Source organism: Pseudovibrio exalbescens DSM 16456 (genome assembly GCF_000422785.1).
Lineage (GTDB): Bacteria > Pseudomonadota > Alphaproteobacteria > Rhizobiales > Stappiaceae > Pseudovibrio > Pseudovibrio exalbescens.
In genome coordinates this window covers 82874-107031 of the sequence record NZ_AUGS01000008.1, presented here as the reverse complement: position 1 = coordinate 107031, position 24158 = coordinate 82874, and the positions used below count along the sequence as shown (strand labels likewise).

Here is a 24158-nt window from a genome sequence, read left to right as displayed (position 1 = left end):
CCATCCTGACGTAACTGATGCTAGGTATATCTCAGTATTAATACGTGTGTGAGGGGAGTCTTATGGCTGACGGGAGCTCTAAGGCAATGGATTATAACGATCACGAAAACACCTACGAGGGCTTTATCAAGTTCTCAACCATCGCCGCAGCGGTTGTGCTGACATGGATTGTGTGTCTGGCCGCAATCGCTTTTGGGGGCACGGCGGGATCCGTGCTGGGCACTATCTTGATTATCTTAAGTTTCGGTGGTGCAGTTATGGGCGCTGTATCCAAAAAGAGTGCGATTACTGCTCCAGGCGTTGTGTTGGCATTATCTTTGTTGGCATTGGCAGTTACCGCCAGTTAGAGCCAACTGATAATCATGTGAACCGCAGCTTTGGCTGTGGTTTTCGTGACTTTGGTTGATATTGCTGAACTTTTTGCCCTTTTGTTGCTCACTTGGCATCTATACTGACGCGTAGCGTATTGTTTTTATGAGGTGCGGCGTGGGCAGGCTTGAAGCAGCGGCTATTGCGGTTGGGATCTTTGGTGCTGGCTTGTTTGCGCCCATGGTTGCGCAAGCGTTGTCTCAGGTTCAGGGTGTTCCTGAACCGTCGTTTGAACAAGTGCTTGCGGAGGAGGACCTGCCAGCTTCCGGGGCGGGCTTTGAGATTTCTCCGCCGATCTCCCGAAGTGGAACTCTCCTTTTTTATCATCTGAAAACGCCTCAAGGAACTTTTCCTGTTCGGGGTACCGCGCAAATGCGCAAACGACTTGCCGAAGTTCAAGCTCTACAGCAGTTGAACAGGACCGACTGGACAGCACTGGCTGGTGACGGAGCCGTTGAAGCGGTCAAAAAGCCCCTTACATTTCTCGGGGACCTTGTCCGCCGCCCCGGTACAACTCTCAGTGAGAGTGCGGAGCGGGTCGGCGAAATGTTTGATGGCACGGTAAATACTCTGGCTGGAAAAAACCCACCGCCGATGGGGCCGACGCGTGCGGGCGAAAGCCCATCTGAAACACTGGCGGCGGCGGTTGTTGGGCGTGATCAGGCGCGGCGCGAAATCGCGGTCCAGATCGGCGTGGATCCATATACCACATTCACCCCATTGTCTGACAAACTGGATGAGGCCGCTTGGGCCTATGCGTCGTCCAATCGGGTGGTGAGATTGGCTTCGCTTTTCATTCCCGGCTCGGCGGGGGTAGCCGTTACAGGTATCGTGACTTCGGCAGATTTCCGCAAAATGCTGGTTGAAAGCCCGGCTGTGTTGAACGAACGCATGCGAAAGGCACTTGAGGGCTTGGAGGTCAGAGATGCCACGATACGGTCGTTCTTGGCGCAGTCGGCCTTGACCCCAGCGGAAAAGCTGGTTCTGGTTGGAGCTATGCAGCAACTGGGTCCCCTTCCTGGCATTGAAGATCAAGTGGCGCTTGTTGCAACGGCGGATGCGCCGAGCGGCGCAAATTATATGGTGTTGGCGCTGTTGATGGCTGTAGATTACCATCAGCATGTGGCAGCGATTACGGCGCTTGAAGTGGTTCAAGGTGTGCCCGTCGGCCAAACCGCCTCTGGCGCATTGGTGGTCTTTATCGCAGGAGATCGCGTCGGCTGGGAGTTGAGGGAAAGAGCCGCATTGCTGGAGCTTCAAAGCGAGTTGGATGCGCGCAAGCCTCCAGAGCCTGTTGAGTACCGCGTTTATGGGCTCGCCAATGGGGCGCTACATGAAGCACTGTGGGACAGAAATGGGTTTATCCGTGAACGCGCGCCTGTGAGTGCGTCGCTTTCCATGAGTTCTGAATGAGATCGGGGTTTCGTGCTCAAACCAATTGTCTTTCTTGTGGTGGTCTTCGCCTTCGTTTCCAACGCTTCAGCGTTCTCGCTGGCGCCCTATAAAGATTCCTTGTTTCAATATCCGGATGTGATTGATCAATCGGCAGACGGATCGCTTGTTGTCGTTGACTATCAACTGGAACGGGATTTGCGCCAGCGCGATAGTGAGCCGGAAAGACGGGTGCGCGGGGACTATGTCTCTTACAAACCCAGATGGTCGGAGCGGGACACCAGCATCACTGTTAACGGAGTGAGGTTGCCCCATATTCGTGTCGGCACCGCGAACACGGAGACTGCGATCATTACGCTTTATCTGCATGGTAAGGGCGGGAATCGACATCAGGGGGCGGATGATCAGACCTTTGGTGGCAATTTCAACCGGATCAAAAACCTGATGCTTCGCAATAACGGCGTGTATCTATCTCCAGACATCACCAATTTTGAAGAGCGGGGACATTGGGAAATTGGCAGTCTGATCGCCGCCTACAAGCAAGAGGCACCAAATGCCGCTGTTTATGTGGCCTGCGGATCAATGGGGAGCTTGTTGTGCTATCAATTGGCGGACAACGCAGTGACTGCAGCAATGATTGATGGGCTGTTGTTCCTTGGGGGCGCTCGTGACGATGCGCTTGTGGGCAGCGCAGCTGTTAAACGAAAGGTGCCTATCTTTTTTGGGCATGGGAGCGCAGATCAGGTGTACCCGTGGACCCGGCAGCACGGACTGTTTTTGGCCTTGCAGAAGAAACACCGGCAATACCCGGTGCGTTTTGCGCTGTTCCAAACCGGCTCGCATGGAACGCCTATTCGCATGCTTGACTGGCGACAAACATTGAACTGGATGCTGACCAACCGGCCAACATCCCAATGAAATTGAAGCGCGTGTTTTTACATTTAAAGAGGTTTTGAGCCCTCAAGAAGGGGCGTTGCCGCCGATACGGGACAAGCCGTCACGTGCAACCTGATTGGTGCGTGAAAGCTGCAGCGCACGCATGTATGATTTGCGTGCTGCGGTGACGTCCCCAACGGCTTCTTCGGCACGCCCACGGTTAGCCCAGGCGGCGTCTGAGCGACCATTAATGGCTGTTGCCGCTTCAAAATCCTTCAGCGCAGCCTTTGGGTCGTTCAATGCCATGTAGGTGACACCACGCGCGATCAATGGTGAATAAGCGCGCGAATTGATGCCAATGGCATTAGAGAAATCATTAAGTGCAACTTGATGTTGACCTTGAGATTGATAGATCAGCCCGCGGTTATGGTAGGCTCGAGCGTTGCCTGAATCCAGCCGGATGACCTCATTGTAGTCTCGCAGGGCGGCTGTGTTTTGCCCCAAAGCGCGATAGGCATTGCCGCGCCCGTTAAGAGCTTGCACATAGTCGGGCTTGACGTTCAGGGCGGCATCGTAATCTGCGATCGCCTTGCTGGTGTTGCCTTTGCGACGCTCTGCCAATGCGCGGTTCGCGTATGCCTGATAGTAGCGGGGGTTAAGCTTGATAGCCTGCGAAAAGTCTTCGATGGCCTCGTCAAGGCGTCCTGCTTGCGCGTATGCAATGCCACGTGTGTTGTAGCTGTTGGCGTTCTGAGGGTTTGCTTCGATGACTTCGGTCAACGACTTTATGTTGGCGCTGGATCCTGCTGCGGGATTGGTTGCCACGTTGTCGTAGACCAAACCGCCGGTTTGACAGCCAGCAACACTGGCAAGTAACAGACCTAGCCCAACCAGCTTCGCTTTCGGCGCTTGCTGACAAAGAAACGTGACCAGCCGCATCGGCACCCTCTAAGATTGACCACCAAGAGATACCAGTTTCTCAAAGTTCCAAAAAGGATGCCAGCATGAAAAAGGCAAACGGACCAACCGGTTTGCCGGTGGGTCCGTTTTGAGAAACCGGTGTTTTTGCACTCTTCGCTTCAGGGAACGAAGAGGAAGGCTGTGCTTAGCGACGGCCTTTGCCGACTAGCAGACCTTCGCGCTGTGCGCGCTTACGAGCCAGCTTGCGAGCACGGCGAACTGCCTCAGCCTTTTCGCGAGCCTTTTTTTCCGATGGCTTTTCGTAGTGGCCACGGAGTTTCATTTCACGGAAGATGCCTTCGCGCTGCATCTTCTTTTTAAGCGCTTTGAGCGCTTGATCGACGTTGTTATCGCGAACGAGAACCTGCACGCGTAAATCCTTATGCTGCGAACGCCAGAGGTCTTAGTTCGCCTCCAGCGCGTGTTTATCAAGACACTGATGAAAAAACGATGCGACCAGCAGTGGTTCGGCCAAACGCGAACATGCACCGCCTTTGCGTCGCCTGTTGTTGCGCGTTCCTAGCAGAATGCTTTGTGTCTGTCCACCGTGAACAGGCGGAATCTCATCGAATAAATGCAACTACGCGCAAAAATGACGAGTCATTCATAGCAGGCTGGTCTAGCAGCCTTGTTGTTTATTTCCCCCGATGTTGAGGCTTGGGAGAAATGAGGAGGTAAGCACTTGGATTTAAAATATATCGCAAGTCTAGTGGGTGCAAAGAACTTGATCGGTCAAGATAAACGCATCACAGCAAGCAAGGCAGTCCCGAATGTAGTCGCAGCCTTTCACAGATCCAAGACACCTTCATGAAGGCCTTCTGAAGTTGTGGACTACTGGAGACGAATGCCCGTATGTGCTTGGGGCTTATCAAACGTTGATCGCTATGAGGCAATACCCGAATGCGCTGATAGCCCGTGAGCCGTTGATTCTGTAAGTGGGCGGTGTCGATCGTTTCCGCTGATCTTGAGAGCAACGGCCGAATGCTTTTTGTGCATTTGAATGGTTTTTGAGCGGTGACGGTCGATAGGACACAGATCAGTGCTGTTCTACATGAGTTGTCCTGTTCAGCCGACGTTTTCTATTGCAAGGTGAGTTTCATCGGGTCGTTTTCAGCAGGAGCTCAGGGGGCGTTGCAGCATGTGTCGTTGGTTGGCGTATCGTGGCGAAGAGATTTTTCTGGATGATCTCATTACCCGTCCTGATCATTCGCTGATCGCGCAATCACGCCGCTGTGAACAGGCCAAAGTTGATATGAACGGCGATGGGTTCGGGCTGGGTTGGTATGGAGAACGTCCAATTCCGGGCTTGTACCGTGATACTCAGCCAGCGTGGGGCGACGAAAATTTAAGAAGCCTGACGCATCAAATAAAGTCGAACCTATTTTTCGCCCATGTGCGAGCTTCGACCGGAACAGCCACATCACGCGCAAACTGCCATCCGTTTGCTGTGGGGCGTTACCTCTTCATGCACAATGGTCAAATCGGGGGCTATGAACAGGTTCGACGTCCAGTAGAAGCGTTGATTGACGATCACCATTATCAGTTCCGCGTCGGAACGACGGATAGTGAAGCTCTGTTCCTGGCCATGTTAAGTCATGGTTTGGCGGAAGATCCTTATCGATCGATGCAAACGGTCTTGAATAAGGTGCGCCAGATCATGTTGGCGGCTGGGGTAAAATCGGCCTTGCGGGTAACGGCCGCGCTTTCGGATGGTGAGCGGCTGTACGCGCTGCGTTATTCCAGTGATCAAGTGGTGCCCAGTCTTTATTATCGATTGTGCAACCGAAGCCTTACAGTTGTCTCTGAGCCGCTGGATACGGGCGAAGCCCAATGGCATGCAGTTCCCACTGGACATTTCCTCTCATTTGGTGGCATAGCTGCTCCCAGCTTCATGCCGCTCGATATTCCCGAGCTGGCAGATAGGGCTTTCGTCCCGGCATGATCCGGGGCAGCCAGACGTACTTCCCACGCAACGATACATGACTGGTCTACGGCACCGGTGTCTCTTGCGTTTCTTTTATTAGGAGCAGCTTATGACGCGGGTCGAGCACGCCGGCGGTCAGCCGCCTGCCTTGTCCTTGTGGCTTACCGAATACAAGGCGACTTTGGTTCTCGGGCTGCCGCTTATCGGGGCCCAATTGGCGCAGATGGCCATCAACGCAACAGACACGCTCATGATCGGGTGGCTTGGTGCACAGCAACTTGCTGCATCCGTGCTGGCGTTGCAGTTGTTTTTCATGAGTTGGTTGGCTGGTCTGGGAATCATTCAGGCCGTGATGCCGCTTGCTTCTCGTGCTGAGGGGCAGGGAGACATTCGCGGGGTGCGCCGTGCCTCTCGCATGGGTATTTGGGTTGCATTTGCTTATACCTCGTTGGCCATGACCTGGCTTTGGAATGGGGAGAGCATTCTTCTTTTTCTTGGGCAGGACCCGGAGGTATCACGCATTGCCGCAGAATATCTGCGTGTGGTGCAATGGTCGATGTATCCCTCGCTTTTCGTCGTGGCCCTGCGGAGCTTCTTGACCTGTATTCAGAAGGCACAAATCGTGCTCTGGGCCACGGTCGCCAGCGCCTTGGTGAATGCGATACTGGATTATGGACTTATCTTTGGCGCTTGGGGATTGCCAGAGCTGGGCATTATGGGTGCCGCGATCGCCTCGGTCGGGACCGCATTTGCCTCTGCCATAATTCTGGTCATCTACATTTTCTGGCAGCCGGAGGTGCGCACCTATGAGGTGTTTGTTCGTTTGTGGCGTGCTGATTGGGGGGCATTTTTCGAGATTTTGCGCCTCGGATGGCCAATCTCGTTGATGCTGCTTGCGGAAACCGGCCTGTTTGGCGCCTCTGCCTTCATGATGGGGTGGATTGGCACCTTGGAACTTGCGGCTCACGGCATTGCGGCTCAGTTGACGGGCATTGCCTTCATGATACCCGTGGGATTTTCGAATGCGGCGATCGCCCGAGTTGGGCGGGCGCTCGGCCGTCAGGATGCTGATGGATTACAACGCGCGGGCTGGTGTGCCATTTCTTTGGCCGCTGCATTCGCCATTTTTGGTGGCGGGTTGTTCTGGATCTTCCCCGAAGCGCTTATTGGTTTTTATCTGGATGAAAGCAATCCGAATGCGGCTGCGGTGCTTGTCATGGCAGTTCCATTGCTCATCATTGCTGGGTTGTTCCAGTTGGCCGACGGCGTTCAGGGGGTTGCCAGTGGTGTGTTGCGAGGTCTGTCCGACACCAAGATCCCGATGATGATTGCAATTTTCGGATACTGGGCCATCGGATTTACGATGGCATATGTTCTGGCATTTCCGCTGGGTTTCGGACCCGAAGGAATCTGGGCCGGTTTGGCGTTGGGCCTCACTTTTTGTGCTGTAAGTTTGACGCTGCGTTTTCACAAACGGCGAGAGTGGAAGATTGTCCCATTTTGATTGGTGTTCGAAGTAAAAAAGGCGGCCTCTGAGCCGCCTTTTTTACTTCGGTTTTTACGAGATACGGGCTGCCTGCATTAAGCGCCCAATGGCAATAGGCGGTTCACGTGCCCCATTTTTCGTCCGTCACGGGTTTCCGTTTTCCCGTAAAGGGTTAGGCGCGCGTTTGGTTCATGCAGAATCTCTTGCCATGCATCCACGTCGTGCCCGATCAGGTTTTCCATCACGACATCGCTCGTGCGGCCTGGATTGCCCAGTGGCCAGCCCGCTATCGCACGCACATGTTGCTCAAACTGGGACACGGGGCAGGCATCCTGGGTCCAGTGACCCGAATTGTGCACTCGTGGTGCGATTTCGTTGACAACAAGGTCGTAGCTTTCTTCAGCATTGGGTACGGCGAACATCTCAACGCCCATTACGCCAACGTATTCAAGCGCGGCCACGATTTGCGCGGCTATTTCAAGCGCAGCCGTTGCGACCTCGCGCGGAATCTCAGCTGGAACACTGGAGGTTTTCAGAATGTGGTTTTGATGGTGGTTGTCCGCAGGGTCGTAACAGCGAATGTCCCCGTCAACTCCCCGCGCAACAATGACGGAGATTTCCTTCTCGAAGGGCACCAGCGCTTCCAGGATCGCCGGCTGATCGCCAATCGCCTCAAGCGCGGTTTCTGCAACTTCCTCCGTGCGGATCATGACTTGCCCTTTGCCGTCATATCCGAAGCGGCGGGTTTTCAGGACACCCATGCCATCGAACAGGGATAGGCCGGTGGCAAGGTCCCCTTGGTTTTCAACCGCGTAATATCCGGCGACTTCCACTCCGGCTTTTTCGCGCAGGAAAGTCTTCTCCGTCAGTCGGTCTTGTGAAACCGTCAAAGCAAGTGGGCCGGGCCTGACGATGCAATGCTCTTCCAAGAAAGTTGCGGTTTCACCCGGTACATTCTCAAATTCGTAGGTCACTACGGAGACGGATTGTGCAAAACGGTGCAACGCCTCCATGTCTTCATAGTCAGCCACCGTCTTGAAGCTGCAGCACTCGAAGGCCGGACTGTCCGCGTCAGGGCAGAAGATATGGACCTTCAGGCCAAGACGCATTGCGGCGGCGGCAATCATACGTCCCAACTGGCCTCCACCAAGAATGCCGATCGTATCGCCCGGTTTGAGTTGCTTTTCTTCACTACTCATCAAGTTGTGTCCTTACTGATCACTCTCATCGACCGGTGCCAGAGCCACTCCGTCGCGCTGTTTGTCCCGCCAAGTGTCCAGCCTAGTTGCCAGATTGTTGTCATTTAAAGCCAAAACGGCCGCTGCCAGCAGAGCTGCGTTGATTGCGCCGGCGCGACCAATCGCCAAAGTGCCAACAGGTACACCTGCAGGCATTTGCACAATAGACAACAGGCTGTCCTGCCCACTCAACGCCTTGGATTGTACGGGCACCCCGAATACAGGCAGAGGTGTCATGGCTGCTGTCATGCCGGGAAGGTGGGCTGCGCCGCCTGCTCCGGCAATGATTACTTTGTAGCCATTGACCTTGGCGTTCTTTGAAAACTCATAGAGTCGGTCTGGTGTACGATGCGCGGAGATGATCTTCGCTTCGTACTCAACGCCGAGTGCGTCGAGCGTTTCCGCCGTGTGTTTCATTGTAGCCCAGTCAGACTGGCTTCCCATGATAATTGCGATTGGGGGGCGACTCGCCTCTGCCATAAACTGCGGTTCCTTGGCTGGGGGTGGAAAAAGATGGGCGGATTATATGCAGGTCGCGCCGGTGCGCAAGCGAGGCGCAGAATCGTCGCGTGCTGCGCGCAACTAGGCGATGATGTCGGGGCGTAGTTGTGCCTCAAGATGCTTTATCTTGTCTTTCAACTGCAGTTTCTTTTTCTTCAGCCGCTGTAGCTGAAGCATGTCTGATCTGCCGGTTTCCATCAGTGCATGAATCGCACTGTCCAGATCGCGGTGCTCTAGGCGCAGTTCGACAAGTTTCTGCCGTAGTTCATCCTGTAGGAACGGAATGGAAGACATGATCAGATGCAGCTCTTGTGTGTCATGGCGTCGCAGCCGGAATTGGCTTGATATCAAAATGAGTATAGCTCGAATTGCCAGCGTGTGTTGCAACAGTTTTCGCAGTCAGAAATATCACGTCGCGTCGTCAGCTGTTTCGCTTCAAGATTGTGTTTTACGGCACTGCTAACAAAAAGTTAACCCGCTACATAGTTTGGCTTAGATCATTGGGAGGTTATAACCAAAAATCACGCGTTGTATATCAGAGGAAAAATACATCCACTCATCGTTCGACAAGCCCGATATTTAGTGCCAAGATGACGTTGTGATGACAATCAACGGCAGGAGGATTTGCACCAATGTCCATCCAATCACATCTGTCCGAACTCGAACGCCGTCATGCCAACCTTGAGCGCGAAATTGAAAACGCAGCTCTCCATCCTTCTACAGATTCCCTCGAGCTCGCCCAAATGAAGAGACGCAAGCTCATGATCAAGGATGAGATTTCGAAGATTAAGTCCTCCCACAAGATGCACTAGGTCCTGAAAGGCAGGTTGAACCGGCGCCATGGAGTCATCCGTGGCGCTTTTTTCTTGCCCGGATTCTCAAAAATAATGATATGCGGTTCACAAGAACTGATGTGAATGCCGGGCTGTGGTGTGAAAACGGGGCTTGGTGTTCCCAAAAACACAACGGATGTTCTTGGCTGGTGTTTGGATACTTCGCTGCGCTTTGATAAAAATGGCAGATATATTGCCCAGTAATTGGTCTTGATGCCTGATATTTAAGTTGTCTCGAGTATAACTGAAAGTTTTGTTTATAACTTTTATGAATATTTGGTGTTGCTGCCACGGCGGCAATTGGGCATGTCTGCGTCGCTTATCAGAATTACCCACAATGTGCGTTTTTGACCTCGCGACAATTTGCGCAAGTCTAATCTCTCTTAATCATGGTTACTAATGGGGCGTCATCAGACGCGTCTAAAGAATGTCCCATAGGGCCGGAGGTCCGGGGTGGTTGTTTCAACTGAGCCGATAATGCAGAACAGATTACACCATTACAGAGATAGCTTGGTGCTGGCGGGATGCGTGCTGTGCATCATGGTCATCCTGTTTATTGGTGCCTATTGGTTTTCTCACAGCGAGGACTATGAGCTCCGTCGCCAATGGTTGTTGCTTCTGGTTATCATCCCTGGCGTCGTCCACGCCTACATCAACCGTCGCACGTTGTGGCCAAACATCCGCAAAGGCTTGGCGATCTGGGCCATCGCGTTTTCAATTTTGGGCTTTCCGTTGGTGTACTATGCGATGGATGGTCAGACCTACGAACGTTTCATCGAAGTGCGGGTCTCTCAAGTGTCGGATGAGGCACTGTTCGTGTTGGCGAGGCGTTTGGATCGCGAACCGACTGATTTGATACAGGACTTGAGGCATGCTGGCATTGAGGTCCAGAACTCTCGCGTGACCGTGCGTGAACTGGCCGCTCGGTACGACATGCCGTTACGAGACTTTATTCACTCACTTGCCATCATTCTCAATGAGGACAAGGGCAGCATATTGCCAGAATCACAGATAACCCAGGCCGACTAGACCATCCCAAATCAACTTCAAAGCGACAAAAAACACGCAGGTGTATGTGAAGCGGTAGAAGACGCTATGGTCGATTACGCGCACAATGCGTACACCGGCGTACGTGGCAAGCGGAGCAAGCGGCATCAAGACAACGGAAGTGGCCAGATTTGCAGTATCAAACTGACCCAGGAAAAAGTAGGGAATGACCTTGGTTGCATTGATGACTGAGAAGAACAACACCGCAGTGCCTGCATAAAGGATTGGCGGCAACCCAAGCTTGAGCGTGTACATTTGATAGGGCGGCCCGCCTGAATGGCTGACGAAACTGGTAAACCCTGCGACCATCCCCCAAAAAGCGCCCAAGTATCGGTTCTGCTCACCTGCCTCACCGGCTGCCGACTGGCCAAACCAGTGCTTCAGAACGAAGGCCAGTGAAATCAGCCCGACAATCAAACGGACATGATCGTCCGTTACGTATGCTGCCGTCGCCCAGCCAATGGCGATGCCAACACAGCCGGCAGGTATCATGAGCTTCAGCGTGGGTTTGTGGAAGCTATGCCGATAGGACAGCAGACCGACCGCATCCATGACAAGCAGAATCGGCAGCATGATGCCCGCAGCCTGAATTGGAGAAATTGCCAAGCTCATCAATGGAACCCCAATCAACGCAATGCCGCCTCCGAAGCCGCCTTTTGACAGGCCAACGATGAGTATGGCTGGAACGGCATAAGCGTAAAAAAGAGGATCAGTGATGGGAAGCATAGAGTCTCGACGTGCTGATTGGTGCGGTCACTAGTGGCACTGCGCGTGAGCCATGGCAAGATCTGTGCGCGCAATTCTTTGCGAATCCTAGGTCGAATTTACGAGAGCTTGCGACTTGCCTTTAGGTAAACCTGTGTCAGTCTAATGTCATCTAATCGAGGCCTATCAGGCCAGGTGAGCCACGGACTGTTGGGAGGGCAGAAAATGACAAGCAGGTATGCCGAGGTTTATCGTTCTTGGCAGAGTGATCCTGTTGGCTTTTGGGAGCGAGCCGCGGAGGGTATTGACTGGATCAAGCCTTGGGACAAAGCCTTCGACGCCAGTGACGGCGCCTATGGACGATGGTTCAAGGGAGGCTTGTCCAATACATGCTATAATTGCCTAGATCGCCATGTGCTTCGGGGAAGACCCGGCCAACCTGCGCTGATCTATGACAGTCCGGTAACCGGCACCAAGAAAAAGATGACGTATCAGCAATTGCTCGCCGATGTTGTCGCGATGGCTGCGGTGCTGAGAGACAAGGGTGTTGGCAAGGGTGATCGTGTGCTGATCTATATGCCGATGATCCCTGAAGCTGTTATGGCTATGCTGGCCTGCGCGCGTTTGGGTGCCATTCATTCTGTGGTGTTTGGTGGCTTTGCTGCCCATGAACTGGCAACCCGGATCACGGATACCAAGCCGAAAGCCATTGTATCTGCGTCCTGCGGGATCGAGCCGGGGCGCGTAGTCGCCTACAAGCCTCTTCTGGATGACGCAATTGAGCAGGCAGCGCACAAACCGGATTGTTGTTTGATAACGCAGCGTCCCCAAGCGCGGGCGGATTTGATAGACGGCCGTGACTTCGACATGACAAATTTGATGGCCCAAGCCAAAACACAGGGTGTGGATGTGCCTTGTGTCCCGGTTGAGGCAACTGATCCGCTCTACATTCTCTACACGTCTGGCACAACCGGCCAACCCAAAGGTGTCGTGCGCGACAATGGCGGCCATATGGTCGCCCTCAAATGGACTATGGATGCGCTCTACGACATCAAACCCGGTGAAGTGTTCTGGGCGGCCTCGGATGTGGGGTGGGTCGTGGGGCACTCCTATATTGTGTACGGCCCGCTTCTGCAGGGGGCGACCACTGTGCTTTATGAAGGCAAGCCAGTGGGAACTCCAGATGCGGGCGCGTTCTGGCGTGTGATTTCGGAGTATGGCGTGAGCTCGTTGTTTACCGCGCCGACCGCCTTTCGTGCCATCAAGAAGCAGGATCCGGAAGCCAAGCTGTTTCAAGCCTACGAGGTTACCGAGTTGAGATCGCTTTTTCTGGCAGGAGAACGTGCGGATCCGGATACTATCATGTGGGCTGAGGACGTGCTGGGCGTGCCAGTGATTGACCACTGGTGGCAAACCGAAACAGGCTGGTGTATTGCCGGCAATCCACTTGGGCTCGGGCTGTTGCCAGTCAAACGAGGGTCTTCCACTGTTCCAATGCCGGGCTATCACATTGATGTTGTGGATGAAGGAGGGCAGCCGCAACCCGCAGGCATGCTTGGCAACATCGTGGTAAAGCTTCCCCTACCACCAGGTTGTTTGCCTGGTTTATGGAACGCAGATGACCGCTTCAGAGAAAGCTATCTCTCCGAATTCGAAGGGTACTACAAGACCTCGGATGCCGGCCTGCTGGATGAGGATGGGTACCTGTTCATCATGTCGCGCACGGACGACATCATCAATGTTGCTGGCCACCGCTTATCTACCGGTGCGATGGAAGAGGTGATCGCAGGTCATGGAGACGTTGCCGAGTGTGCGGTGATTGGTGTTGCCGATGAGGTCAAAGGTCAGTCGCCTTGCGGGTTTGTGGTGCTCAAGGATGGGGTAGTGCGTTCCGATGAGGAGGTCGAGAAGGAATTGATCGCCATGGTACGAGATCAGATCGGCCCTGTTGCGGCATTCAAACGAGTTGTAATCGTTGAGCGGCTTCCAAAAACACGGTCTGGCAAGATTTTGCGCGGCACCATGCGAAGCATCGCCGATGGGCAAGAGTTCAACATGCCGGCCACGATTGATGATCCGATGATCCTTGAAGAAATAGCCTCTGCACTGGGCGAAAAAGGCTTTGTAAAATCATCGTAGTTAGGCAGATATCACCAGATACCGCGGCGTGGTTCATCGACACGCTTCGGGCAAAAGTCTAGAGTCGCCGCAATTTTTGACTAGCAAGCTGGGGGTTTCACAGTGTCTCTTGCAGGAAAAGTGGCCATTATTACCGGTGCCGCTCGTGGCATTGGGTATGCAGTGGCCAAGCGGTTTGTCGTGGACGGCGCCAAGGTCATTCTGGCTGATCTTGATGAAAAGGCGGGTCTGGTTGCAGAAGAGCAGCTGCGTGAACTCGGTGATGCAACATTTGTACATTGCAATGTTGCCGAACGGTTGGATGTCCGCAATCTGGTTGCCGAAGCGCTGGATACATATGGAGAAATCGACGTTTTGGTGAACAATGCGGGCATTGTTGCTGGCGGCGATTTTCTGACCTTGAAAGAAGAGGACTTTGATACGGTTATGTCCGTCAACATCAAAGGCGCCTTCTTGTGTTCTCAGACTGTTGCCAAGCACTTTGTCGAAAAAGTCGAGAACGGTGGTGTGCCAGGATGCATCATCAACATGTCCTCGATTAACAGTGTCGTCGCCATACCGGAACAGGTGGGCTACTGCGTCTCGAAAGGCGCCATGAACCAGTTGACGAAAGTGAGCGCGTTGTCACTTGCACCCTATGGCATTCGTGTCAACGGTATTGGGCCGGGTTCCATCAACACCGAATTGATGGCCGCTGTGAACTCTGACGAAACCAAGCGTAAGCGTGTCTTGTCACGTACGCCCATGGGACGTGTTGGGGAGCCAAGCGAGATTGCCGGCATAGCGGCTTTCCTTGCTTCAGCGGATGCAAGCTACATCACGGGGCAAACCATCTTTGCTGACGGTGGCCGTTTGCCTTTGAACTATACGGTGCCAGTGGAAAGCTGAGTGTTTTGGTGGCGGGGGAGTATGTATTCAGTGCTCCTTCGCCTCAAGGCGTTACTTTTCACAGCTCAGCTATCCGGGGAGTGCCTGAGCTCCGGTGTCGAATTGCATGCGGGCTAGTTTTGCATAGAGCCCGCCCTTGGCGACAAGACTGTCGTGTGTGCCATGTTCCACGATATTGCCCTGATCCATGACCAGAATGCGATCAGCTTTGAGCACAGTTGCCAAACGGTGCGCAATGACAAGTGTTGTGCGCCCCTCCATCAGCTGATCCAGTGCAGCTTGGACTATTTTCTCACTTTCGGCGTCCAGTGCGCTGGTTGCTTCGTCCAACAACAATACAGGTGCATCCTTAAGAATCGCTCGAGCAATGGCAATGCGTTGCCGTTGTCCGCCGGAAAGTGTCACTCCACGCTCTCCGATTGTGGTGTCATAGCCATCCGCCATCGATTGAATGAATTCATCGGCGAGTGCCAATCGTGCTGCTTGATGGATCTGGTCTCGTGTGGCGGAAGGATTTGCAAAGCTGATGTTTTGGGCGACTGTGGTTGCAAAAATCGCGGTATCTTGTGGGACGACAGCAATATGGCTTCTCAAGGCCTTCGGGTCGGTTTGTGAAATGTTGATCCCATCGAGGCGTATGGTGCCCGTTTGAGGATCGTAGAACCGCGTTATAAGCTGAAAAATTGTTGATTTGCCGGCCCCGCTTGGTCCGACAATGGCAACGGTCTCACCGGGTGAGATTTCAAAGGAGACGTCATGCAGAACGCCCGCTTGCCGTGCTGTGGGATATGAAAAACTAACCTTCTCAAAAGAGAGGGCTCCTTGTACAGGCGAAGGTAGGACAAGAGGCGTGTGCGGCGCTTTGATTTCGCGATCAACTCGCAGGAGCTCTGAAAGCCTTTCGGCAGCGCCTGCCGCTTGTGAAAGCTCCCCCCAGACCTGAGAGAGCTCGCTCATCGCTCCTGCGGCAATGATTGCATAAATAAGAAACTGAGTGAGTTCGCCACCTGTCATTCGCCCGGACACGACATCCATCGCGCCAATCCACAGAACCCCCACAATAGAAGATGCGATGATCAGTATGATGGTGCCAATCAGAATCGAGCGCGCTTTTGTTGCATGCAGGGAAGCCTGAAATGCCTGTTCCGTTTCCCCGCGAAACCGCTCGGATGCGGCAGCCTCGTTGGTGAAGGCCTGTAGCGTGCGCACAGCGCCAAGCGCTTCTGTTGCATAGGCAATCGCTTGGGCGAGGGTGTCCTGTGCTGTTCGGGTGCGGGTGCGCACGGAGCGCCCAAAAGCAATCAGCGGCAAGATGATGATCGGGATGGCGATGATGACCACGACCGACAGGCGCGGACTTGAGATCACCATCATTATCGTTGCACCTACGAACATGAGCATATGCCGAAGCGCGATTGATGCGCTGGCACCAAATGCGGATTTGATGAGAGTTGTATCTGCGGTGAGGCGAGAGATCAGTTCGCCTGACTTGTTTTGATCGAAAAACGACGCACTGAGATTGGCCAGATGAGAAAACGCGTTGGCTCGAAGGTCTGTCACGACCCGCTCGCCTATCCACATCACAAGATAGTATCGCAGGGAACTTGCTACAGCTAGAACGGCAACCACGATCAAGATCGCGAGAAACGAGTCGGCAATCAGGCCAGGGTTGTCCTTTGTAAAACCGTAATCGATCATGTAGCGCAAGGTGACCGGGAGCACCAATGTGACGGCCGCCGCAGTCACGAGCGCTATTGTCGCCGCGATGACCTTTGCCTTGTGGGCCAGCAAATAGGGGAACAGAGCCGCCAATGGTTTCAGGGATCGCCGTTGTTTTGTCGTCTCCGATTCTACCCGGTCTGCCTGTGTCACCTCGCCCCCGCTCTGTGGTTTTCCAGTATGTACGCACAGATTGGGCTCATCACCCGAAATGGCAAGCGGATTCTGTGGCGATTAGCGCTGTTTGCCCTCTTGTTTCCCTAGTCACTATGGGGTATAGACCCGACACGATTTCTGAGCCGCGTCATGAGAGCGACTGCGGCTCTTTTTCAGTTAATGCGGACAGAGCCAGCCTGACCTGAGATGGAGGCGCGGCCGACGCTGAAAGGATTGGCCATGAAACAGGATATCCATCCAGATTATCACACCATCACCGTCAAGATGACTGATGGTAGCGAATTCATCACTCGTTCCACGTACGGCTCCGAAGGTGACGTGCTGCAGCTGGACATCGATCCGTCCACCCATCCGGCATGGACCGGTGGCGACCGTCAGCTGATGGACCGTGGTGGCCGTGTTTCCCGCTTCAAGAACAAATTCTCCGGCTTTCTCGGCAGCTAAGCCTCACAAGGCCAGAGTTTGGTTTGAAACCCCGGCGCAATCGCCGGGGTTTTTTTTATGATTTGATGCTGCTTTGAAAGATGGCCGGCAGCGTAGTGCACACTACTCTTTCGCCAAGCGCAGCATCTGGTTTCAATCACCTACAGGAAACCTGTTGTTAAGCCTCCAAGAAGAGGTTTCCTCACGAGCTGCGCGTTCCTCCGTCTCTTGTCTGTATCACGGATTGAGAGGAGATCATCATGCGCCGACCCTATCGTTTCGTTTTTCTTGCCAGTCTTGCCATCTTTGGAATGGCCCCGGTTGCTCATTCGGTAGAGTGCATCACTCTTGTGAGCGTTCAGCAGTCTGCGGAGCTTGATACCAACGAAGATGAAGGATCACACATTGGCAAGCATGTGGCGGGCTTTGGCATCTACAGCGACAACGCGGTGGACAAACCCACCATGGCGAGCACGTTTTTCGAAGGTGAGGATCAATATGACGCGGTGAAGGATATTTTCCTCACAAACGGCGCTGGTTCTTGCGATGAGACAACTTCAACCGACAATGTCGTCATCACGTTGGGGCCGGGCGATTTTGCAGCGGATATGGCACCGTTCACTGGTTATGATTGTGTTGCTGGAGGTATTGTCACTACCGACAACCCCTATGCCACAGCGCCGCGTACCTATTGTACGCAGGTCAATCAGGCATCCAAATTCACGCCAACCAACATGACTTTCGTGGTGAAATGGAACGCTGCCGAGAGCAAGTGGTTTACATTGACGGCATATCCCAAGCGCTGAAATACGGGGTGTTGGCACTTGCACGCTTACCCGAGAGGATCTGTCTTCCAGCGCCTCGCGTCTTCGCCGAGCAGGCTCGGGAGGCCAAGTCGCACCATCTCTTGTTTGAGCCGCGGCACGGACTCTTTGGGTATCTTGATTTTCTTGAGGCAGGAAATTGAGCGGGCAGAGGTCAGGCCTTGACTGCTTTGTGCCAGGGAATGAGGCTGTCCCAAAAAGGTCCAGGTGCCTTTGAGGCAGTTGCTACGGGCTCGCGTGAGGTTTCGGTTTTGTGCTTGCGGGTCCGGTGCATGCTCAAAATGGTTTATTTTGCCGCCGTGAAGTGTCCAGCAATCCAAACGCGACCGGCACGCTATTGGGGCGTGAAGCTGACGCATCAGGTTCACGTCTTTTCCTTTGAGCTTTTCAGAGATCTCCTCAATCGCCGACAGTGTACGCTGATCCGCAATGAGGTTCGGTGCATGAAATGCGAGCTGTATCGCGTCTTCTAAATAGAGTGTTGTTGCCTGAAAAACCCGTACCAAGGTGTCCAGATCTTCCGAACCAGGCATCTCTTGATAGGTGAGCGTTATGCTGTTGTGTTGATTTAGGCGATAGGCGTTCAGAATGTAGAGTGCCATATCGTCAATTGTTTCAGGGGCGTTGCAGGTTGCGATTGCCTCGTATAGCGCAGCAAGGGGGCTTTCATGCCATTTCAAAAGCCGGGATGGTAGATTCGCCTCGTACAGACTGACAAGTGTCTCCAGGCGCCCTGTTGAAACACTTCTATTGCGCGCAAAGTCGCTCGTCAGATTGCTCTCATCATATTGCACGGATTTGTCGGGTAGCTTTTGGAAGGCTTGGGGCGAGGCAGGCTGGGCGAAGCTTGTTTCAACATGATACCACAGGCCTGCATTCAACGGGCGTGGAAACCCATCGTCAGTAAATCCAATGGGTGCGATGGGGTCCTTGTTCAGCAGGTCACCGAAAACCTCCCCAGCGGCGCTTAAAATCTCCAGAAGCTCCGTTATTGACTGTAGTGCCAGTGGCTCGTTGCCATTTTTCAAGACAATGCTTGCTTCGTGGCTGGAAGCTGGCGCCATGTGATCATCCTTACTCGCCCTGTTTCACACCGGCTGATAGCGCGTGTGCTTCAGATTGCCTGAGTTACCCTAGCGCAAAAGACCGCTGGTTACTCCCGGCAATTCTGATAGGGCCAGCGCGGCTGGCATCGGTGCTACTTTCCAAATGCAGCGTTAAGCTGGGATAGTTGAGCTGCCACAGGATTGTCGTTGGCGGTTGCCGGCTCTACCGTATTCTCGCGTGCGAGCATGGTGTCCATATGGATGATCCGCTCCTGCAAGCGAACAGATCGGGTGATCAGATCGGTAAGGCTTTCAGGAAGTTGATCCCATGCCGGAACATCCAGACCGGTCACATGTCTGTCGAGGCGAACCTTGTTCTTCTCATTGCTGGCTTGTTCTTGGGACATCTCGCCTTCATTCACGGCACGTTGCAGAAGAAGCCACGAGGCCAACTGCATCAGGCGGGTCGTCAGGCGCATCGACTCGGTCGAGTAAGCTAGTGCTGCAGAACGGTCCAGTTCCCGAGATTCGGCACGCCCTATACCATCTAGGTACGTAGCCGTTTCTTCAACCAAGCCCATGCCTTCCTTGAAGAGGGTGTTGAAGTTGTCGGATCGGACCAGCTTCGTTGCAAAGGACAGCGTGTGACGGTCTTGATGTGGTAACTCAGTCATAACTCGACTCTTCATGCTCAGTAGTGACTCTTACCCCGTCGCGTCCCGAATTGGAACAGCTGATATCCATCCGAGGGCCAAACTGGTGACGCATAGTTTAAGAGCGTACCGGTCTGGTGCAAAGGGATACGCGATAACCGAAGCTGCGCAAAAGTTATGCCATGTGATGAAGTGTGAAAGGTGGGATCAAGCTGGCCGTTTACAAGATTTCAAGTGTTGCCAAAAAAAAGAGCCGCGCATTAGGCGGCTCTGAAGTGGTTTAACAGGGAGGCGTCAAACGGAGCGGGAGATCCGCTCCAATCCAGCTCGCTGGATATGTATTTTTATAGAATACATTCCTTAATAAGCGGTTAACGATCCTAAATATACTTATCTAATACCTTAAGGGTAGATGAGGTTGTTTGAATTTTAATTTCAATCATTGATTTAAATTACTTGAAAAGGCTATGCGCGGCCTCGGATGCAGATGCCTTGTTTTTCAGTTCTTTTTCGGTCCGCTCAATTTCCGCGCGCAGCAGTGTGACGCGCTCTTCCAATTCGCTGCTGGAAAAGTTTTCCAAGGTTTCACCCACAATGATGTCACGAGGGTTTTTCTTGATTGGCTCTTCGTCGTCAAACAGACCCATGGCTTCAACTCCATTTTGCTCACTTGAATGCCGCCTAACGCATTGGCTGTTAGCCTAACAGTTTCTGTCACCTATTGTGAGAGGTTGCCTGCGTCGCTAAATCTGGAAATGAAAGACAACCCCTATGACATGACGCGGGAGAGAAAAGATGCGCGCAATTGCAATTACGGAGCCAGGTGGTCCGGAGGTCTTGCAAATTGAGGAGCGGATTAAGCCTGCGATCAAGCAAGGCGAGGTGCTCATACGTGTTGTTGGTGCGGGGGTGAACCGACCGGACGCATTACAGCGCGCGGGCGCATACCCGCCTCCCGCTGGTGCATCTGACTTGCCGGGGCTCGAGGTATCCGGGGTGATCGCCGAAGTTGCTGAGGATGTTCAGGATTGGCAACCCGGTGACGCCGTTCTGGCGCTAACTCCCGGCGGAGGTTATGCCGAGTATTGTATTGCACCAGCTTCGCATGTGCTGCCAATCCCCAAGGGTATGGGCTTCCTTGAAGCTGCAGGAGTTGCGGAAGCGGCGTTTACGGTTTGGTCCAACGTTTTTGATCGGGTCGGGTTGCGGGGCGGAGAAAGCTTTCTCGTTCACGGGGGCACATCTGGAATTGGTACGACGGCCATTCAGTTTGCAAAGGCATTCGGGGCGACGGTCTTCACGACGGTGGGGTCAGAATATAAGGCTGAGGCGGTCCGCAATCTTGGAGCGGATTTCACGATCAACTACAAGACGCACGCCTTTGAGAAAGAAATACTGCGGCTCACCGAAAAGCGCGGTGTCGATGTTATCCTTGATATGGTGGGCGGCGATTATGTAGAGCGCAACTGGATTGCTGCTGCCGTGGAGGGGCGTATTTGTCAGATTGCGACGCTGAACGGAGCAAGCCAATCGGTAAACTTCTCGCGATTGATGGTCAAACGGCTGGTCCATACGGGATCCACCTTGCGTCCGCGCTCCGTTGACTTCAAGGCGCGGATTGCTGCAAGCTTGCGCGATAAGGTGTGGCCTCTTTACGAAAGTGGCCAAGTAAAAGTGGTGATGGATCATGTGTTTGATCTTGAACGCGCCGCAGACGCACATGCCCGAATGGAGAGTTCCGGGCATATTGGGAAAATCGTTCTGAAGGTTGCAGAAGCCTGAGCGCTTGCAAAGCAGTGTCAGCCGGATTTTTCCAAGCGGCAGGGAACTGCTTTGCCATGAACCTATTTGATTTTCGGAGACGGTGTGCTTATAGTGCGCGCAAGTTTCCCGAAAACTCCAAGAACATTCGGCTTTTTCTCTCTGAAAATGGGAGGGGGAGCACACAGGAGGGTTATATACAATGGCCAATGCGCCGTTAATGCCAAAGGCAACTGCTGTTTGGCTGGTAGATAATACAGCCCTGAGCTTTGATCAGATTGCGGCATTTTGCAAATTGCATCCGCTTGAAGTAAAGGCCATTGCCGACGGTGAGGCTGCTCAGGGGATCAAAGGGCTTGACCCCGTTTTGACCGGGCAGTTGACCCGCGAAGAAATCGAGAAGGCTCAGAATAATCCGACCTATCGCTTGAAGGTTCAGGAATCCAGTGTCCGTGTGCCTGAACAGAAGCGGAAGGGACCGCGTTACACGCCGGTTTCGCGTCGTCAGGACCGTCCCAATGCGATCTTGTGGTTGGTGAAGAACCATCCGGAACTGCTGGATGCGCAGATCATGCGTCTGGTTGGCACGACCAAGCCAACCATTGAAGCGATCCGTGAGCGAACGCACTGGAACTCTGCCAACCTCGTAGCTGCTGATCCGGTGACCTTGGGTCTGTGTTCTCAGATCGAGCTGGACATGGAAGTCGAGAAGGCGGCAAAGAACAAGCCGCAACAACCGGAAGGCGAAGGGCCGTTGCCTGATACGCTGGCTCCGGTTGAAGAAACGACGACCGAAGAGGCCATGGCCGCTGCATTTGCAAAACCTGCGCCCAAGTCTCAGCCGGAAGAAGAAGTATATGATGCAGATGCCGTGTTCGCCAAACTGAATGCGATGAAATCTGATCATGATGAAGACGAGGAAGGCGATAACCGCTGAGCGGCCGTTTTACCTATAGGCTAAAAAAAGCCGCTCTCGGGTTTCGAGGGCGGCTTTTTGTTTGGTTCGATAGTTGAAGTGAGATTGACGGCGTCTTGCTAGCGTTGGGTCAATTTCAGTTCAATGCGTCGGTTTCTAGCATAGGCCTCTGGTGTATTGCCGTCCTCTAGCGGCTGAAACTCGCCAAAACCGGCTGCAACGAGGCGTTCCGGCGCTACGCCTCGTTGAATGAGGTATTGCACCACAGAGATTGCGCGCGCTGCTGACAGTTCCCAGTTGTTGCGTAGTCGCCCTGTTCCGGATAGCGGGCGGGCGTCCGTGTGGCCGTCGACACGAAGAACCCACTCAATTTCTTCGGGGATCTGTTGTTCCAGCTCGTTGATGGCGTCCGCGAGAATATCAAGTTGGGCTTTGCCTGCTTCATTCACCTGATCCGCGCCGGTGGAGAATAGAACCTCGGATTGAAAAACGAAGCGGTCTCCAACCACCTCGATGTCCGAGCGCTGGGCAAGGATTTCGCGCAGCCGGCCAAAAAAGTCGGAGCGATATCTGGAAAGCTCCTGGACCCTTTGGGCAAGAGCGACGTTTAAGCGCTTGCCAAGGTCCGCAATTTTTGTTTGGCTCTCACGGTCCCTTTCTTCTGAGGCCTCCAGAGCATCTTCCAGAACCGCGATTTGACGGCGCAGGGCGGAAATCTGCTGATTGAGCAACTCCACTTGTGCCAATGCCCGGGCACTGACCTGCTTTTCACCTTCCAGTTGGCTTTGAAGTGTTGAAATGCGGCCATCGGCATCCTCGATAGCGCCGGAGCGATTATCCAGTAGCCCTTGAAGGCGCTGGCGCTCATCATTTGCCTCGCCGAGGTCGAATTGGAGGTTGGAAACGGTTGCTTCCAGATCGCTTACGTTGGCCTTCTCCAGTGCAAGAAGTTCTGTAAGCTCCGCGATTTGTTGATTGAGCCGGTTGAGAACCGTATCGCGTCCTGACAACTGCTGAGACAAGAAGAACTGACCGATCATGAAAACGGACAGCAGGAAAATGAAGACAAGCAGCAGGGCGGACATGGCGTCCACGAAACCGGGCCAGTAGTCTTCACTGCCGCGCTCGCCACGGCGATTGCGTGAGATCGCCATGAACTATTCCTTTGCTTTTTCCCGTTCTACTTCCTGCGTCAGCATTTTCAGTAGCCGCTCAATGCGCCGTTGTTGCATCGACTGTGCTTCTGCCCATTCGCGCATCATCTTCTGTTCGGAGCGCACATGTTGTACGAGACCTTGAATGCCTTCCGCCAAATTGCTCATGGCTGCGGTAGCTTCATCCTCGCTGGCACTTGCTGCTTTTTGGTCTTCAAGTGTGGAGCGAAGCTTCTCCAAGGCGAATGCGAGGTCCGCACTACTTGCGTTGGCGCTGATGGTGCCTTCGTCGGATTGCAGATCCGTGACGGTGGAGAGCCAGTCTTCCAGCTCCAGGTAAAACCGGTTCTGTGCCTGACCAGCCTGCAGGTCAAGGAAGCCCAGTATGAGCGAACCAGCCAAACCGAGCAGCGATGAGGAGAAAGCAATACCCAAACCAGACATCTGGCTGGTGATGCCAGACACCAGATCTTCAAACAGCACAGTAGCGTCATCGCCGCCGACGTTGAGCGATTGCACGGTGTCAGCCACCGCAGAGACGGTCGCCATCAAGCCCCAGAAAGTACCAACCAGACCCAAGAACACCAGCAGGCGGGTGAGGTAACGGGAAATCTCGCGTGACTCGTCAAGGCGGGTGCCGATCGAATCCAGAATGGATCGCATCGTCTCTGGCGACAGCGTCATGTCGCCAGCCTTGTTTCCCAGCAGCGTCGCCATGGGGGCCAGAAGAACAGGAGGGCGACGAACCTCAAGGCGAGGGTCGCCAATTCGAAATCCGTTGACCCACGACACTTCGGGGATCAACCGGATAACCTGCCTGAATCCAAGCGCGATGCCCAACAAACCGACCCCTACAATGAGGCCGTTGAGCGCCGGGTTGGCCATGAAGGCCTCGGTAATCTGGCTGATCAGAACAAAGGCAATGAAGCCCGCCAGCACCAGAAAGATTATCATGCGCCACAGATAGATCTGTGGACTGGACAAACTGTAAGGATCGTAATCGCGTGCCATTAGCCCGAATGTATCAAGTGGTTAACGATACACGTTGATAGCGCGATTTCCGGTCTCATGAAAACCGGAAATCGTGCTGTACGCGAAAAGATCTTTTATAACTACCGTTTTGGTAA

The 24158-nt window shown here is 53.7% G+C and carries 25 protein-coding genes; 13 read left to right on the top strand and 12 right to left on the bottom strand.

Features of this window, described 5'->3' with window-relative positions; translation table 11 throughout:
- Positions 1-62 precede the first annotated feature (62 nt).
- The 3 genes from G512_RS0107355 to G512_RS0107345 all read left to right on the top strand — a co-directional run bounded on the left by G512_RS0107355 (position 63) and on the right by G512_RS0107345 (position 2679).
- Positions 63-347, top strand: coding sequence for an aa3-type cytochrome c oxidase subunit IV (locus tag G512_RS0107355; protein WP_081657401.1), 285 nt, complete (start codon positions 63-65; stop codon positions 345-347).
- A gap of 139 nt (positions 348-486) precedes the next feature.
- Complete coding sequence (locus G512_RS20315) at positions 487-1782, top strand: hypothetical protein (RefSeq protein ID WP_051269065.1); 1296 nt, start codon at positions 487-489, stop codon at positions 1780-1782.
- Between the two features lie 12 nt (positions 1783-1794).
- The gene (locus G512_RS0107345; protein WP_028481162.1) at positions 1795-2679 is read left to right on the top strand and encodes a phospholipase; all 885 of its coding nucleotides are present in this window, start codon (positions 1795-1797) and stop codon (positions 2677-2679) included.
- A 42-nt stretch (positions 2680-2721) separates the two neighbouring features.
- Here G512_RS0107345 and G512_RS0107340 read toward each other — a convergent pair whose 3' ends face one another.
- Both G512_RS0107340 and rpsU read right to left on the bottom strand, forming a co-directional pair.
- Entirely contained in the window at positions 2722-3576 is an 855-nt protein-coding gene (locus G512_RS0107340) for a tetratricopeptide repeat protein (protein WP_051269063.1), read from the bottom strand.
- A 166-nt stretch (positions 3577-3742) separates the two neighbouring features.
- Complete coding sequence (gene rpsU / locus G512_RS0107335; protein WP_028481160.1) at positions 3743-3967, bottom strand: 30S ribosomal protein S21; 225 nt, start codon at positions 3965-3967, stop codon at positions 3743-3745.
- 768 nt (positions 3968-4735) lie between these two features.
- Between rpsU and G512_RS0107330 the strand changes: the two genes are divergently transcribed.
- Entirely contained in the window at positions 4736-5539 is an 804-nt protein-coding gene (locus tag G512_RS0107330; protein WP_178378252.1) for a class II glutamine amidotransferase, read from the top strand.
- 91 nt (positions 5540-5630) lie between these two features.
- Complete coding sequence (locus tag G512_RS0107325; RefSeq protein ID WP_028481158.1) at positions 5631-7025, top strand: MATE family efflux transporter; 1395 nt, start codon at positions 5631-5633, stop codon at positions 7023-7025.
- 77 nt (positions 7026-7102) lie between these two features.
- Here the strand turns inward: G512_RS0107325 and G512_RS0107320 are convergent, their stop codons facing one another.
- From G512_RS0107320 to G512_RS0107310, 3 genes are all read right to left on the bottom strand, one after another.
- Positions 7103-8206 (bottom strand): 5-(carboxyamino)imidazole ribonucleotide synthase, encoded by a 1104-nt coding sequence (locus G512_RS0107320; protein WP_036488976.1) that lies wholly within the window; start codon positions 8204-8206, stop codon positions 7103-7105.
- Between the two features lie 12 nt (positions 8207-8218).
- Positions 8219-8725, bottom strand: a complete 507-nt coding sequence (gene purE / locus G512_RS0107315; RefSeq protein ID WP_028481156.1) for a 5-(carboxyamino)imidazole ribonucleotide mutase — start codon at positions 8723-8725, stop codon at positions 8219-8221.
- Between the two features lie 102 nt (positions 8726-8827).
- Complete coding sequence (locus G512_RS0107310; protein WP_028481155.1) at positions 8828-9040, bottom strand: YdcH family protein; 213 nt, start codon at positions 9038-9040, stop codon at positions 8828-8830.
- A 338-nt stretch (positions 9041-9378) separates the two neighbouring features.
- Here G512_RS0107310 and G512_RS22370 point away from each other — a divergent pair, with 338 nt between their 5' ends.
- A complete protein-coding gene (locus G512_RS22370) occupies positions 9379-9558 on the top strand; it encodes a YdcH family protein (RefSeq protein ID WP_073833171.1) in 180 nt (59 codons plus the stop codon).
- A gap of 498 nt (positions 9559-10056) precedes the next feature.
- Positions 10057-10608 (top strand): hypothetical protein, encoded by a 552-nt coding sequence (locus G512_RS0107295; protein WP_143181389.1) that lies wholly within the window; start codon positions 10057-10059, stop codon positions 10606-10608.
- On the opposite strand, the gene G512_RS0107290 is transcribed toward G512_RS0107295, so the two are convergent.
- Positions 10585-11352, bottom strand: coding sequence for a sulfite exporter TauE/SafE family protein (locus G512_RS0107290; RefSeq protein ID WP_028481152.1), 768 nt, complete (start codon positions 11350-11352; stop codon positions 10585-10587). The genes G512_RS0107295 and G512_RS0107290 overlap by 24 nt on opposite strands.
- Before the next feature lie 204 nt (positions 11353-11556).
- Here G512_RS0107290 and G512_RS0107285 point away from each other — a divergent pair, with 204 nt between their 5' ends.
- Entirely contained in the window at positions 11557-13470 is a 1914-nt protein-coding gene (locus G512_RS0107285; protein WP_028481151.1) for a propionyl-CoA synthetase, read from the top strand.
- Positions 13471-13572: 102 nt separating this feature from the next.
- On the top strand, positions 13573-14358 hold the full coding sequence (locus tag G512_RS0107280) for an SDR family NAD(P)-dependent oxidoreductase (RefSeq protein WP_028481150.1): 786 nt from the start codon (positions 13573-13575) through the stop codon (positions 14356-14358).
- A gap of 69 nt (positions 14359-14427) precedes the next feature.
- Here G512_RS0107280 and G512_RS0107275 read toward each other — a convergent pair whose 3' ends face one another.
- Positions 14428-16230, bottom strand: a complete 1803-nt coding sequence (locus G512_RS0107275; RefSeq protein ID WP_036488974.1) for an ABC transporter transmembrane domain-containing protein — start codon at positions 16228-16230, stop codon at positions 14428-14430.
- A gap of 243 nt (positions 16231-16473) precedes the next feature.
- Here G512_RS0107275 and rpmE point away from each other — a divergent pair, with 243 nt between their 5' ends.
- Together rpmE and G512_RS0107265 are read left to right on the top strand one after the other, a co-directional pair.
- Complete coding sequence (gene rpmE, locus G512_RS0107270) at positions 16474-16698, top strand: 50S ribosomal protein L31 (protein WP_028481148.1); 225 nt, start codon at positions 16474-16476, stop codon at positions 16696-16698.
- 239 nt (positions 16699-16937) lie between these two features.
- Positions 16938-17483, top strand: coding sequence for a hypothetical protein (locus G512_RS0107265; RefSeq protein WP_028481147.1), 546 nt, complete (start codon positions 16938-16940; stop codon positions 17481-17483).
- A gap of 26 nt (positions 17484-17509) precedes the next feature.
- Here G512_RS0107265 and G512_RS0107260 read toward each other — a convergent pair whose 3' ends face one another.
- The 3 genes from G512_RS0107260 to G512_RS20310 form a co-directional block, all read right to left on the bottom strand.
- The gene (locus G512_RS0107260) at positions 17510-18565 is read right to left on the bottom strand and encodes a hypothetical protein (protein ID WP_028481146.1); all 1056 of its coding nucleotides are present in this window, start codon (positions 18563-18565) and stop codon (positions 17510-17512) included.
- Positions 18566-18699: 134 nt separating this feature from the next.
- Positions 18700-19221, bottom strand: coding sequence for a protease adaptor protein RcdA (rcdA, locus tag G512_RS0107255; RefSeq protein WP_028481145.1), 522 nt, complete (start codon positions 19219-19221; stop codon positions 18700-18702).
- Between the two features lie 431 nt (positions 19222-19652).
- Complete coding sequence (locus G512_RS20310; protein WP_036488972.1) at positions 19653-19847, bottom strand: DUF1192 domain-containing protein; 195 nt, start codon at positions 19845-19847, stop codon at positions 19653-19655.
- Between the two features lie 148 nt (positions 19848-19995).
- On the opposite strand from G512_RS20310, the gene G512_RS0107245 reads away from it, so the two are divergent.
- Entirely contained in the window at positions 19996-20982 is a 987-nt protein-coding gene (locus tag G512_RS0107245) for an NAD(P)H-quinone oxidoreductase (protein WP_028481144.1), read from the top strand.
- A 181-nt stretch (positions 20983-21163) separates the two neighbouring features.
- Entirely contained in the window at positions 21164-21898 is a 735-nt protein-coding gene (locus G512_RS0107240) for a DUF1013 domain-containing protein (protein WP_028481143.1), read from the top strand.
- A gap of 98 nt (positions 21899-21996) precedes the next feature.
- Here the strand turns inward: G512_RS0107240 and G512_RS0107235 are convergent, their stop codons facing one another.
- Both G512_RS0107235 and G512_RS0107230 read right to left on the bottom strand, forming a co-directional pair.
- Entirely contained in the window at positions 21997-23031 is a 1035-nt protein-coding gene (locus G512_RS0107235; protein ID WP_028481142.1) for a peptidoglycan -binding protein, read from the bottom strand.
- A 3-nt stretch (positions 23032-23034) separates the two neighbouring features.
- Complete coding sequence (locus G512_RS0107230; RefSeq protein WP_028481141.1) at positions 23035-24042, bottom strand: hypothetical protein; 1008 nt, start codon at positions 24040-24042, stop codon at positions 23035-23037.
- Positions 24043-24158 lie beyond the last annotated feature (116 nt).

Coding starts and splice junctions, on each gene's coding strand:
- G512_RS0107355 (WP_081657401.1), top strand. CDS start 63: ATGGCTGACGGGAGCTCTAAGGCAATGGATTATAACGATCACGAAAAC.
- G512_RS0107340 (WP_051269063.1), bottom strand. CDS start 3,576: ATGCGGCTGGTCACGTTTCTTTGTCAGCAAGCGCCGAAAGCGAAGCTG.
- G512_RS0107330 (WP_178378252.1), top strand. CDS start 4,736: ATGTGTCGTTGGTTGGCGTATCGTGGCGAAGAGATTTTTCTGGATGAT.
- G512_RS0107325 (WP_028481158.1), top strand. CDS start 5,631: ATGACGCGGGTCGAGCACGCCGGCGGTCAGCCGCCTGCCTTGTCCTTG.
- G512_RS0107320 (WP_036488976.1), bottom strand. CDS start 8,206: ATGAGTAGTGAAGAAAAGCAACTCAAACCGGGCGATACGATCGGCATT.
- purE (WP_028481156.1), bottom strand. CDS start 8,725: ATGGCAGAGGCGAGTCGCCCCCCAATCGCAATTATCATGGGAAGCCAG.
- G512_RS0107310 (WP_028481155.1), bottom strand. CDS start 9,040: ATGTCTTCCATTCCGTTCCTACAGGATGAACTACGGCAGAAACTTGTC.
- G512_RS22370 (WP_073833171.1), top strand. CDS start 9,379: ATGTCCATCCAATCACATCTGTCCGAACTCGAACGCCGTCATGCCAAC.
- G512_RS0107295 (WP_143181389.1), top strand. CDS start 10,057: ATGCAGAACAGATTACACCATTACAGAGATAGCTTGGTGCTGGCGGGA.
- G512_RS0107290 (WP_028481152.1), bottom strand. CDS start 11,352: ATGCTTCCCATCACTGATCCTCTTTTTTACGCTTATGCCGTTCCAGCC.
- G512_RS0107285 (WP_028481151.1), top strand. CDS start 11,557: ATGACAAGCAGGTATGCCGAGGTTTATCGTTCTTGGCAGAGTGATCCT.
- rpmE (WP_028481148.1), top strand. CDS start 16,474: ATGAAACAGGATATCCATCCAGATTATCACACCATCACCGTCAAGATG.
- G512_RS0107265 (WP_028481147.1), top strand. CDS start 16,938: ATGCGCCGACCCTATCGTTTCGTTTTTCTTGCCAGTCTTGCCATCTTT.
- G512_RS0107260 (WP_028481146.1), bottom strand. CDS start 18,565: ATGGCGCCAGCTTCCAGCCACGAAGCAAGCATTGTCTTGAAAAATGGC.
- rcdA (WP_028481145.1), bottom strand. CDS start 19,221: ATGACTGAGTTACCACATCAAGACCGTCACACGCTGTCCTTTGCAACG.
- G512_RS20310 (WP_036488972.1), bottom strand. CDS start 19,847: ATGGGTCTGTTTGACGACGAAGAGCCAATCAAGAAAAACCCTCGTGAC.
- G512_RS0107245 (WP_028481144.1), top strand. CDS start 19,996: ATGCGCGCAATTGCAATTACGGAGCCAGGTGGTCCGGAGGTCTTGCAA.
- G512_RS0107240 (WP_028481143.1), top strand. CDS start 21,164: ATGGCCAATGCGCCGTTAATGCCAAAGGCAACTGCTGTTTGGCTGGTA.
- G512_RS0107235 (WP_028481142.1), bottom strand. CDS start 23,031: ATGGCGATCTCACGCAATCGCCGTGGCGAGCGCGGCAGTGAAGACTAC.
- G512_RS0107230 (WP_028481141.1), bottom strand. CDS start 24,042: ATGGCACGCGATTACGATCCTTACAGTTTGTCCAGTCCACAGATCTAT.